At 67.0% G+C, this 12,033-nt stretch carries 8 protein-coding genes and 1 pseudogene; 3 read left to right on the forward strand and 6 right to left on the reverse strand.

All coding sequences use genetic code 11. The annotated features are described in order from the left end of the window. From J2728_RS21150 to J2728_RS21170, 5 genes and pseudogenes are all read right to left on the reverse strand, one after another. A pseudogene (locus tag J2728_RS21150) lies at positions 1-1,213 on the reverse strand (ice nucleation protein); the annotation flags it as partial. 377 nt (positions 1,214-1,590) lie between these two features. Beyond that, entirely contained in the window at positions 1,591-3,888 is a 2,298-nt protein-coding gene (locus J2728_RS21155; protein WP_310002156.1) for a glycoside hydrolase family 3 N-terminal domain-containing protein, read from the reverse strand. Positions 3,889-3,960: 72 nt separating this feature from the next. Continuing rightward, positions 3,961-5,307 carry a dicarboxylate/amino acid:cation symporter gene (locus J2728_RS21160; RefSeq protein WP_310002157.1) on the reverse strand — a complete coding sequence of 449 codons (1,347 nt, stop codon included), beginning with the start codon at positions 5,305-5,307 and terminating at the stop codon, positions 3,961-3,963. A 157-nt stretch (positions 5,308-5,464) separates the two neighbouring features. Beyond that, positions 5,465-6,823 carry a sugar MFS transporter gene (locus J2728_RS21165; protein WP_310002158.1) on the reverse strand — a complete coding sequence of 453 codons (1,359 nt, stop codon included), beginning with the start codon at positions 6,821-6,823 and terminating at the stop codon, positions 5,465-5,467. Positions 6,824-7,208: 385 nt separating this feature from the next. After that, positions 7,209-8,690: an NAD(P)/FAD-dependent oxidoreductase gene (locus J2728_RS21170; RefSeq protein WP_310002159.1), complete on the reverse strand. Its 1,482-nt coding sequence runs from the start codon at positions 8,688-8,690 to the stop codon at positions 7,209-7,211. Between the two features lie 209 nt (positions 8,691-8,899). Here J2728_RS21170 and J2728_RS21175 point away from each other — a divergent pair, with 209 nt between their 5' ends. Both J2728_RS21175 and J2728_RS21180 read left to right on the forward strand, forming a co-directional pair. Continuing rightward, positions 8,900-9,382, forward strand: coding sequence for a hypothetical protein (locus J2728_RS21175; RefSeq protein ID WP_310002160.1), 483 nt, complete (start codon positions 8,900-8,902; stop codon positions 9,380-9,382). A gap of 18 nt (positions 9,383-9,400) precedes the next feature. After that, positions 9,401-9,865, forward strand: a complete 465-nt coding sequence (locus J2728_RS21180; RefSeq protein ID WP_310002161.1) for a hypothetical protein — start codon at positions 9,401-9,403, stop codon at positions 9,863-9,865. A 6-nt stretch (positions 9,866-9,871) separates the two neighbouring features. Here J2728_RS21180 and J2728_RS21185 read toward each other — a convergent pair whose 3' ends face one another. After that, the gene (locus tag J2728_RS21185) at positions 9,872-10,501 is read right to left on the reverse strand and encodes a glutathione S-transferase family protein (protein WP_310002162.1); all 630 of its coding nucleotides are present in this window, start codon (positions 10,499-10,501) and stop codon (positions 9,872-9,874) included. Positions 10,502-10,601: 100 nt separating this feature from the next. Between J2728_RS21185 and J2728_RS21190 the strand changes: the two genes are divergently transcribed. After that, the gene (locus J2728_RS21190; protein ID WP_310002163.1) at positions 10,602-11,948 is read left to right on the forward strand and encodes a spinster family MFS transporter; all 1,347 of its coding nucleotides are present in this window, start codon (positions 10,602-10,604) and stop codon (positions 11,946-11,948) included. Positions 11,949-12,033 lie beyond the last annotated feature (85 nt).

Here is a 12,033-nt window from a genome sequence, read left to right on the forward strand (position 1 = left end):
TGAAGTCGCCGATGTCCGTCGTCGACAGACCCTTCAGCTGCGCCGCCGTCAGCGCCTTGACCTGGGTGTCGGCCAGCGCCGCGGTCTGCGTCGCGTTCAGCGCCGACACGTTCGTCGCGCTCAGCGTCGCCACCTGCGCCGTCGTCAGCGCCGCGACCTGCGCGCCGCCAAGATCGCCGATGTCCGTGGTCGTCAGCGCGCCCAGTTGGGCGGTCGTCAGCGCCTTGACTTGCGTCGCCGCCAGCGCCCCAACCTGCGTCGACGTCAGCGCCGAGAACGCCGTCGTCGTCAGGGCCGCGATCTGCGTGGTGGCCAGAGCCCCCACCTGCGTCGTCGACAGCTGCGCCGCTTGAGGTCCGGTCAGCGCCCCGACTTGCGCGGCGCTCAGCGCCGCCACCTGCGTGTCGGCCAGCTCGCCGATATCCGTCGTCGTCAGCGCCTTGATCTGATCAAGGGTGACGCTGCGGATCTGGGTGGTCGACAGCGCCTTGGTCTGCGTCGCATTCAGCGCCGAGAAGGACGTCGGCGTCAGCGCCGTCAATTGCAGCGTCGACAAGGCCCCGACCTGCGCGGCCGACAACTCACCGACGTCGGTGGCGTTCAGACCCTTGATCTGGGTGACGCTCAGAGAACTCATTTGCGTGCCGGTGAGCGACGCGACCTGAGTGCCGCTCAGCGCCGACACATTCGTCGCGGTCATGGCCGCGAAGCGATCGGGGGCCAGCGCCGCCACCTGCGCGCCACTAAGCTCGCCGATGTCGGTGGTCGTCATTCCCTTCACCTGGGAGGCCGTGACCCCCTTGATCTGGGTGACGCTCAGGGAGCCGACTTGCGTGGCGTCGAGCACCGAGAAGTTGGCGGACGACAGAGCGCCAAGCTGCGTCGCGCTAAGACCACCGATTTGGGATGTGCCGAGCGACGCCAGCTGGGTCGAGGTCAGCGCCTGGACCTGCTGGGTGGAGAGCTGCTGAAGCTGCGTGACGTCGAAAGCCAACGAGGTCGCGAACTTCGGAATCTGGGTGGTGGTAAGCGCCTTGACCTGAGTCGTGCTCAGGGCCGCGACTTGGGTGCTCGCCAGGGCGCCGATGCCGGTCGCGCTGATGGCCGCGATCTGCGTACCGCTCAGCGACTGGATGTCGGTGGTCGACAGCGACTGGATGGCCGTGACCGAAAGCGACGAAATTTGGGCGACCGAAAGGCTCGAGACCGACATTCATCCATCCTTCTGACGGACGCGCGCGCGCAACGCGTCATCTATGCAAACAGAAAGACGCCCCCCAATGCAGCGTCCCGCCCAAGCACCCACTTCGGCCAGGCAAGACTAACCTTATTTACTTTCCAACTCCTTTCAACGAGACACGCCGCCGCAGCGAATAGCCGCGGGTTCGGCTCTTCCAGGTCTTGTCGCCCTCGAGGCTAGAAACCCCGCAAATCCCTTTCATGACAAGGACCTAGGAACACCTGACACGCAGTGGATCGCGGTCGCGCCCACGGAATTCGCGCAACAGGCGACCTGGCCAGACCATGAAAGTTTTGTATCGAAGCCATATTTTGGCCTCAGGCTCAGGAAGCGCGATTCGCGGGCGGCGCTTAAACTGGAGGCTGTAGCGCGAAGCTGGCGGCGAGACCGTCCGTCGCGGAGTTGGCGACCCAAAGATCGAAGGTCCCGGGCTCAACGACCCAATGATCATTGTCGCCGACGAACATGAGATTCTCGCGCCGCAGCTCGAACCGGACCTCGCGTTCGTTCCCCGGCGCCAGCGACACGCGCTGGAAGCCCTTCAGCTCGCGGACGGGCCGAGTACGGCTGGCGACGCGGTCGCGAACATAGAGTTGAACCACGTGCTCGCCATGAACGGATCCGATGTTCCGAACCTTGGCGGTGACATGCAGCGTCTCGTTCCAGCCGAGCTTGTCCGTGTCGAGACGAAGGTCGCTCACCGCGAACGGCGCGTAACCCAGCCCAAAACCGAACGGATAGAGCGCGTCGTTCCGGATCGAGCGCCAACGAGACTTGTATTCCTGGGCGTTCGGATCGGCCGGCGCGGGGCGGCCGGTGGTGCGTCCGTTGTAGAAGAACGGCTCCTGGCCGCTATCGAGCGGGAAGCTGACGGGCAGGCGGCCAGACGGATTGACCGCGCCGAACACCACGTCGGCCACCGAATGGCCCATCTCGCTGCCGAGGAACCAGGTCGCCAGGATCGCCGGCGCGTCGCGAACCGGGCCTTCCAGCGCCAGGGCGCGACCGTGGCGCAGCAGAACGACAACGGGCTTTCCGGTCGCCGCCACGGCCTCGGCCAAGCGCTGCTGAGCCGGCGGAATACGGATGTCCGTGCGAGACTTCGCCTCGCCGGTCATCGTCTCGCTCTCGCCGATCGCCAGCAGAACGATGTCAGCGGCCTGGGCGGCGGCGACCGCCCGCTCGATCCCCCCGGCGATCGTCCCCTCGATATCCGAGCCGCGCTCCACGATCAGGCTGGCCGGATCGGCCATCTGGGCTCGCAGGCCCGTGGCGAGGTCGACGTTCAGGGACTTGTCGGCGAAGAACCCGCCCCAGGCGCCCAGAACGTTGTCGCGGTCGTCGGCGAACGGACCGATCAGCGCCAGTCGCTTGCCCGCCTTGGGCAAGGGCAGCAAGCCGCCATTGTTCTTCAGCAGCACGATGGACCGCGCGCCAGCCTCGCGGCTCAGGGCGCGCAGGGCCGGCGTGGCGGTGCGGGCGCGCTCGGCGGCGGGATCCAGCGAGCGATAAGGATTGTCGAAGAGGCCGATCGCCTCCTTCAGCGCCAAGACCCGGCGCACCGAGGCGTCGACCACCGCCATCGGCACGGCGCCCGAGGCGACCAGTTCCGGCAGGTAGCGGATATAAAGCCCGCTCTGCATGCTGATGTCGACGCCGGCTAGGATCGCCAGGCGCGCGGCGTCGCGGTCGTCGGCGGCGAAGCCATGGGCGACGAGCTCTTGGTCGGAGGTGTAGTCGGAGATGACCACGCCCTTGAAGCCCCACTCCTCGCGTAGCACGCCGGTCAGCAGGCGCTTGTTGGCGGTGGCCGGAACGCCGTTCACGTCGTTGAAGGCCGACATCACCGTCATCGCTCCGGCGGCGAACGCGGCCTGGAACGGCGGCAGGTGAACCTCGCGCAGCGTGGCCTCGGAGAGCTCGACCGAATTGTACTCAAGGCCCGCCATCACCGCGCCGTAGGCGGCGAAGTGCTTGGGCGTGGCCAGCATGCTGTCGTCGGCCTTGAGGTCCCTGCCCTGGAAGCCGCGGACGCGGGCGGCGGCCATCACCTCGCCGAGATAGGGATCCTCGCCCGAGCCCTCGGCGACACGGCCCCATCGCTGGTCGCGGGCGACGTCGACCATGGGCGCGAAGGTCCAGTGCAGGCCCGACGCCGAGGCCTCCGACGCGGCGGCGCGGGCGGTACGTTCGGCCAGATGCGGGTCGAAGCTGGCGGCCTCGGCCAGGGGGATCGGGAACACCGTGCGGAAGCCGTGGATCACGTCGGCGGCGAACAGCAGCGGGATCTTCAGTCGCGAGCCCTCGACCGCGACTTTCTGGGTTTCCAGGGCCGCCTGGGCGCCGACGCCGTTCATCAGGACGCCAATGCGGCCCGCCTGGATCTCGGCGGTAAGGGTCTGGGCGTTGCGGATGTTGACCAGAGGATTCATGTCGCCGATCGGTGGACGGATCATGTCGGCGAAACAGGAGAGCTGGCCGGCCTTCTCTTCGATCGTCATCTGGGCCAGCAAGGCCTCGACGCGCTCCGAGCCCCGGGCGAAGGCGCGCGGCGTGGCGACGGCCAGGCCAGCGAGAGCGGCGGCGCCGGACAGGAATCCACGCCGGCTCGGCCCTTCCGGGCCGCCGTTCGCCGTCTTCAAAATCATGGAATCCCCCGGGGACGCTTTACGAGGCGCGCAAACTCGCCGCTAAAGCTTTCCGGCGCAACCGGGGCATGCCTATTCCGCGGCGATCAGCCCCGCCTCGGCGGGAACGCGAGCGGCGTTGTAGGTCTCGAGGTCGAGAATCCCTTCACGCTTGGCGACGATGGTCGGCACCAGGGCCTGGCCAGCGACGTTCACGGCCGTGCGGCCCATGTCGAGGATCGGGTCGATCGCCAGCAGCAGGCCCGCGCCTTCCAGCGGCAGACCTAGGGTCGACAGGGTCAGGGTCAGCATCACGGTCGCGCCCGTCAGGCCCGCGGTGGCGGCCGAGCCGATCACCGAGACGAAGACGATCAGGGCGTAGTCCGACAGAGCCAGGTGCACGCCGAAAAACTGCGCCACGAAGATCGCCGAGATCGCCGGATAGATCGCCGCGCAGCCGTCCATCTTGGTGGTCGAGCCCAGCGGCACGGCGAAGGCGGCGTAGGCGCGCGGCACGCCCAGGCTGGTCTCGGTCACCGCCTCGGTCACCGGCAGGGTGCCGACCGACGAGCGCGAGACGAAGCCCAGCTGGATCGCGGGCCAGGCGTCCTGGAAGAACTTGATCGGGTTCAGGCCGTTCAGCGCCAGGATCGTCGGATAGACGACCAGCAGCACGAGGGCCAGGCCGACATAGATCGCGCCGGTGAACGCGCCGAGCTGGCCCAGGGTCGTCCAGCCGTATTGCGCGACGGCGTTACCGAACAGGCCGATCGTGCCGATCGGGGTCAGACGGATCACCCACCAGAGCACCTTGCGCACGATCGCCAGCGCCGAGGCGTTGAACTTCAGGAAGGCCTCGCCCGCCTCGCCGACTTTCAGCGCCGCGACGCCGGTCACCAGCGAGATGACGACGATCTGCAGCACGTTGAACGACAGCGAGGTGGTGGCCGCGCCGGCGTCGCTGATCTTGGTCGAGGCCGCCAAGCCAAGGACGTTGACGGGCACGAGACCGGTCAGGAAATCGAGCCAAGACCCATGGGTCTTGGGCGCCTTGGCCGCCGCCGCCTCGACCGTGGTGTGCAGGCCCGGCTGCAGGATCAGGCCCAGGGCGATGCCGATCAGCACCGCGATCAGCGCCGTGACCGCGAACCAGAAGAGCGTGCGCCAGACCAGACGGGCGGCGTTCTGGAGCTGGGCGATGTTGGCGATGCTGGCGACGATGGCGGTGAAGACCAGCGGCGGCACCAGAACGCGCAGAAGCTGGACGAAGATCGCGCCGACCTGGTGCAGGGTCTCGGCCAGCGCGTAACCCGCCTGCCCTTCCGCCGGCCCCATCTGGCGAGCCAGCAGGCCAAGGCCCAGACCGATGGCCATGGCGGCCAGGACCTGGACGCCGAAACCGCTGATGAAGCGGCTGCTCTTGGGTTGGACGGCGGCCATGGCGTTCCTTCGTTCGTAGGCCCACCAATGTCGTGCCGCGCACTGGGAATTACGATCGAGGTTTTTCGATAGGCGCCTTCAGGAAAACTGATCGGGCAAAAAGAAACCCCGGAAGGCCGAAGCCTTCCGGGGCTCTTTCGAGACGGTTCCGTCGGGCCTAGTGGCCGCCGGCGACACCTTCGTCTTCGATCTCGTGGGTCGGGGCGTTCTTGGACACCAGCGCGAACCACAGGACGTAGACGTAGCAGACCAGCGGGGCGATGAAGGCCAGCGACTTGGAGCCGGTCATCTCCTCGATCTTGGCGAAGGCCAGCGGCAGGAAGGCGCCGCCGACGATGGCCATGCACAGCAGACCCGAGGTCGCCGAGGCCGGAGCCGACGAGCGTTGCAGGGTCAGGGTGAAGATGGTCGGGAACATGATCGAGTTGAACAGCCCGATCAGCAGGGCCGCGAAGGCCGGGATCAGGCCGGTCGTCATCGGGACCGTGGCCAGGATCAGGTTGATGTCGCCGGTGTGGGCGCTCGGAACCATGTCCTTGGTCAGGATCACGGTCAGGCTCAGCGCGATCGCGCCCACGGCCACGGCGGTCAGCAGCCAGTAGTCCTTGAACTTCTTCAGCAGGGCGGAGCCCGCGAAGCGGCCGATCATGGCGAAGACCATGTAGAAGGTCGTCATCTTGCCGGCCTGCTCGGCCGGGATGTTCAGAATGTGCGCTTCTTCCAGGAACAGCAGCAGGTTCAGCGAGATCGCCACCTCGGCGCCGACATAGAGGAAGATGCCGATCGCGCCCAGGTTCGCCCACTTGGACGACAGGGCCGACAGCGGGTTGACGTAGTGGCCGGTCTTCGGAGCGGCTTCGGTGATCTGACGACGCACGAAGAAGATGGCCAGGATGAACAGGGCCAGGCCCGCGCCGATCACGAAATAGACGTTCGACACGAAGCCGAGGGCCTGCTCGCGCATGGCGTCGGTGATCGTGATGTCCTTCTCGAAGATCTGGCCCTTGAGCAGGAAGTTAGCGCCGAACCAGAGGCCGCAGGCCGCGCCTAGCGAGTTGAACGCCTGGGACAGGTTCAAGCGGAACGAGCTGTCCTCGGGACGGCCCATCGAGGCGATCAGCGGGTTGGCCGCGACCTGCAGCAGTGTGATGCCCGAGGCCATGATGAACAGCGCCGTCAGCACCAGGGCGAAGGTGTGCAGCTTGGCCGCGGCGATGGCGATGAAACAGCCGAGAACGATGCCGCCCAGGCCGACCATGACCGAGCGGGCGTAGCCGAACTTGGAGAGGAACGCCGCCGAGGGCATCGACATGACGCCATAGGCGATGAAGAAGGCGAAGCCCGTCAGGCTGGCTTCGACCGGCGTCAGGGTGAAGACCGTCTTCATGGTCTTCAGCAGCGGATCGAGCAGGTTGGTGACCAGGGCCCAGATGAAGAACAGGCACGTCACATAGACGATGGCCAGCTTGGCGCCCCCGCCCTTGGCCGGGGACTTGGCGATCGCGGCGTCGCTCATCGAACGCCTCCGAGATTGAACTTCAGCACCGCAATCACTGGACCACTCCCTAAGCGACGATGTTTGTGAGTCCGTCTTTGCGCGGACGCGCCATTCATTGGAAGCGTGACAACGTTGTCAACCATTTGTCTGATTTTTTGGGTGTTCGCGGTACCATTCGGAACGGAGGCTTCCCTCCCCCGCTTGGTTAGGAAGACGGAGGATTTTCCATGTTGGCGTTGGCGGTTGTCGTGATTTCAGGCGTGTTCGTTCTGGCCGCCATGGCGGGTTTGGCCGATGCGCTCGTTCACTTCGGCTGTTGGGGCGTCGGACGACTAGCGGGCGAATCGAAACGCCAAAACCCCGAGCAATCGCCGGCGCGGGGAATCACCGCCTAGAGCTTTGACTAGGCGGCCGCCCTTCGCGGAGCCGCCCGCTCGACGCGGAGCGCGGGACGCTCATACGCCGCATTCTCGTCGACCTCCCAGACATCGTGCAGGCGCTCGCCCGCGATGATGTTCTCCGCCGTCAGCACGCCGGTCATCATGGCGCGGTCCTGGTCGCCATAGCGGTGCATGCCGTTGCGGCCGACTATGTGCAGGCCCGGATAGTGCATCTTCAGATCCAGGCGGATCATCCTGACATGCTCGGCATAGGCCTCGTCGTAAACCGGATAGGCCTTACGCTGGCGAGCGACGCAGGCGTCCTGGATCGCCTCGATATCCATCAGGCCAATGCTGGCGAGCTCGGCCTTGGCTTTGGCGATCAGCTCGTCATCCGACAAAGACCAGAGAGCGTCCCCCTCGAAGCAGAAGTACTCCAGGCCCAGGGCCGCCTCGACGCCCTCGGGGATCATCTCCGGCGACCAGGCGCCGAGGTTGCGCACGCGGCCAACCTCCACCGACGCATCGTGGACGTAGACCCAGGTGTCGGGCGGCGCCTTGCGCGGCTTGCCCATCAAGACGACCGTCAGGAAGTCGCGATACATCAGTTCGCCGGCGTGGAAGACGCTCATCGGAGTCGGGCTGATCGACTGCATCAGCTCGCGGATCGGCGCCGACGAGACCACGTTGTCCGCCGTGTAGATCTCCTTGCGGCCGTCGGCGCTGGCGACCGAGACAGTCCAGATGCGCGCCAGCTTGTCATAGTGCAGGCCGTCCACGCGGCGGCCCAGGCGAACCTCGCCGCCTAGGGCCGAGACCTTTTCGGCGCAGGCCTCCCAGACCATGCCCGCGCCTTGGCGGGGATAGAGGAACCGCTCGCTGAGCGTCTTGGTCGGCGTCGCGACGGGCTTCGCGCGTCGCAGGCCCAGCGAACGCCGGACGCCGTCGGCGATCGCCGTCCCGAGATCAAGGCCGCGGATACGCTGGCGCGCCCAATCGGCCGAAAGCTCATCGCAGCTCATGCCCCACACCTTCTCGGCGTAGGATTTGAAGAAGGTCGAAAACAGCGTCTCGCCGAAGTGGTTGCGCACCCAATCCCGGAAGCTCTCGGGCTGCTTGACCGGCTTGACCTTGGCCCAAGCGAACGACGCTAGGCACTTGGCCGCCATCCAGGGACCGAGGTTGGCCAGAGCCTGGAAGGCGCGCAACGGGAAGGCGTAGAAGCGCCCCCGATAGTAGATGCGCGAACGGCGCGGCCGTTCGAGAAAGCCTTCGGGCAGGATCTCGCGCCACAGCTCCAGGATCTCGGGATTTCTCGAGAAGAACCGATGGCCGCCGATGTCGAACTTCACACCCTTGTAGTCGAGCGTTCGGGCGGCGCCGCCCACGCGCGCGGGGTCCATCTCCAGCACGGTCACGCCCCGCCCGGCCTTGGCCAGGGTGTAGGCGGTCGTGAGGCCGGCCGGTCCGCCTCCGATCACCAGCGTCTCGACGTGCTGGGCCATTCGCCCCTCCAAGTCCCGTTTCGATACAGCATGGGGCGGCTTGGTTAAGGCGGTGTCGCGAGGCGTGGTGAAGTGGCCGTTAATCGTGAATCGAGACGATTGGCCGCGCCAACGCTCCCCCGCCCAAGTCGTCTAGCCGACTCTTCACGCATCCATCTGGAGGGAAGCCGCGTTGTGCCTGGCGAGGGACCTTCACCACGAGAACAGACATGGCTCGTCTTTTCATCATCGGCATGGTCGTCGGGGCCATCGCCCTCCCCGCGACCCTGGCGCCCAGCACGGCGGACGCCGCCTCGTGCCGCAGCCGCAAGACCACGGGAACCGTGGTCGGTGGTCTGGGCGGCGCTCTGGTCGGTAACGCGATCTCAAAAGGCGGCGGCGGCCTGCTGATCGGCGGCGTCGGCGGCGCCTTGGTCGGTCGCGAGATCGGCAAGAGCGGCTGCCACCGGACCCGCACGGTCTACCAGGACGCCGGCTCGCGCGCCGCGCCCGCGCCGCGCGACGAACCGCGGCCGGTGCGCCAAGTCTACTACGACCACATGGGCAATCCCGTCGCCAGCGGCGAGGTCCGCAACGGGTCGTTCCAACAGGTTTCGGCCTCGTCGGGCGGTGTCTGCCGCGACGCGACCATCTCCTATTACGACGAGCGTGGGCGCCTCAGCCAACGCGCGGTCCAGATTTGCCCCCGCTAGAATCGAACGGAAATCCAGATGATGATCCGCAAGCCCGCGATGGCCGTGTTGGCCCTCGCCGCCCTTAGTCTCGCCGCCTGTGAAGACCGCGACCACGACGGCATGGCCAACCCCAAGATCTGCGCCGATTTCAAGACCGCGCCGGGCGCCATGGCCGCGTCCGATCCGGCCACGCCGGTCGACGAATGCACGCGCCGCTGGGCCTACAGCCTGGCCGGCTCGCGCGATAGCGGCGAAGTCGTGGCCGAAGCCGTGGTCGCCGCCTGCGCCCCCGTGCTCAGCAAGTGGAACCAGGCTTCGCTCGGCCAAGCCGCGCCGGGCGGCGGCGAGCAGGCGCTCAGCCTGACCACCGGCCAGCCGACCAATCCGCTGGCCGAGCACAGCGCCTTCGCGCAAGGCCGCGCTCTGTTCTACGTCGTCCAGGCCCGCGCCGGCCGCTGCAAGGCGCCGCCGGTCAAGAACGGCGTTCCGGAAGGCCTTTAAGGTCGCTCAGCCGACGCGCGACGCGCTTTCCCACTCCAGGAATTCCGGCGTTTCGAGCAGGCGCTCGGCATAGGCTCCCGCCGCGCCGGCGTCGCCATGGTCCGACGGATGGATCCCGTAGGTGCGAAAGCGCGTCGCCACCGGCGTGTAGAACGCGTCGGCGATCGACCATTCTCCCAGCAGGAACGGCCCGCCCGACCGCTTGAGCAGCTGGTTCCAGCGCTCGATGATCTTGCGGACGTCCTTCTGGGTGGCCTCGGAGATGTCCAGCTTGCGCGGCGCTTCGTCCAGCGCCATCGGGCACTCGCCGCGCAGCGACTGGAAGCCCGAGTGCATCTCGGCCGAGGCCGAGCGGCCCAGCGCCCGCAGCGCCGGATCCGTGGGCCAAAGCTTAGCCTCTGGGAACTTCTCGGCCAGGTATTCGCAGATCGCCAGCGAGTCCCAGACCACGAGATCGCCGTCCCTCAAGGCCGGAGCCAGCTTACTGGGCGAATAGGCGGCGATGTCATGCGTCGTGGCGTCGCCGCGCCGCAGCTCGATCTCGATTTCCTTGAACGATTGGCCGGTCCGTTTCAGCGCCAGCCAGGGACGCAAAGACCAGCTTGACCACCGCTTGGTGCCGATCACGAGTTCCATGGCGCTTTCCTCCGCTGACGCAAATGCCGGGTGGCCCTTCGGCTTAGCCTGCGTCTAAGGTGGCCTCAACGATTAGAACAAATGTTCGAGGGAGAGACGCATGGCCAAGGACGCCCCCATCGCGCCAACCGGATCGCCCCTGATCGCGCCAGTGTCGGCGGGCTACCGACGCTACGCGCTGTGGGTGCTGCTGATCATCTACACCCTGAACTTCCTCGATCGTCAGGTGGTCAACATCCTGGCCGAGCCGATCAAGCAGGAACTGGGCCTGGCCGACTGGCAGCTGGGCATGATGACGGGCCTGGCCTTCGCGATCTTCTACACCGTGCTGGGCATCCCGATCGCGCGCCTGGCCGAACGCAAGAACCGGCCGCTGATCATCGCCGGCTCGGTAGCCGCCTGGAGCGCCTTCACCGTGCTGTGCGGCTTCGCCCAGAACTTCTGGCACCTGATCCTCGCCCGCATCGGCGTCGGCATTGGCGAGGCCGGCTGCACCCCGCCCGCCCACTCGCTGATCACCGACTATGTCCCCAAGGAGAAGCGGGCCAGCGCCATCGCCTTCTATTCGATCGGCACCCCGCTGGGCACGCTGGTCGGCATGGCGATGGGCGGACTGGTGGCCGACGCCTATGGATGGCGCGTGGCGTTCATGGTGGCCGGCGCGCCCGGCGTGGTGTTCGCGATCATCGCCGCCCTCACCCTAGTCGAACCGCGAAAAAGGCTCGCCGCCGATCTCGCCGCCCGCGCCGCCCAGCCCATCGGCTTCGGCGCCGCGCTGGCCGTGCTGATGGCCAAGAAGACCTTCTGGCTCGTGGCCCTGGCCGCGGCGATCAAGGCCTTCATCGGCTATGGCCAGGCGCCGTTCACCGCCTCGTTCTTCTTCCGCAATCACACGGCCGAGTTGGCCAGTCTGGCCAGCATGTTCGGCCTCAAGTCGGCGGGCTTCCTGGGCCTGTCGCTGGGCCTGATGGGCGGCACGGCCGGCGTCATCGGCGCATGGCTGGGCGGAGTGATCGCCGATCGCTACGGCTCCAAGGACATCCGGGCCTACGTCATCGCCCCAGCGCTCGCGTCCTTGGCGGCGGTTCCCGCCTACATCGCCGCCATCAATCTGCCCGGCGCCGTCCCGGCCCTGATCCTGCTGGTCCCCTACTACCTGCTCGGCGCGCTTTGGTACGGCCCCGTCTACGCGACCGCCCAGAGCATCGTGGATCCCGCCATGCGCGCCACGACCGCCGCGGTGCTGCTGTTCATCATCAACCTGATCGGCCTGGGCCTCGGCCCGCTGGGCGTGGGTCTGCTGAGCGACCTGTTCGCCGGCCCGCTGGGCATGGGATCGGCCGAGGGCGTGCGGTGGGCTCTTATCGTCTCGGCCCTCATGGGCGTGGTGTCGTTCGGGCTGTTCTGGCGCGCGCGCCAGAGCATCGCCGCCGACATGGTGTCCTGAACACAAGGAGCGCCCTGGGCCCGGAATTTAGCCCCTGGCGCTTTGGCTTCCGCTCCGTCACAGTCCCTTCAAGAATTAGAACAAA

Origin of the sequence: Caulobacter segnis (genome assembly GCF_031454995.1) — a bacterium.
Lineage (GTDB): Bacteria > Pseudomonadota > Alphaproteobacteria > Caulobacterales > Caulobacteraceae > Caulobacter > Caulobacter segnis_E.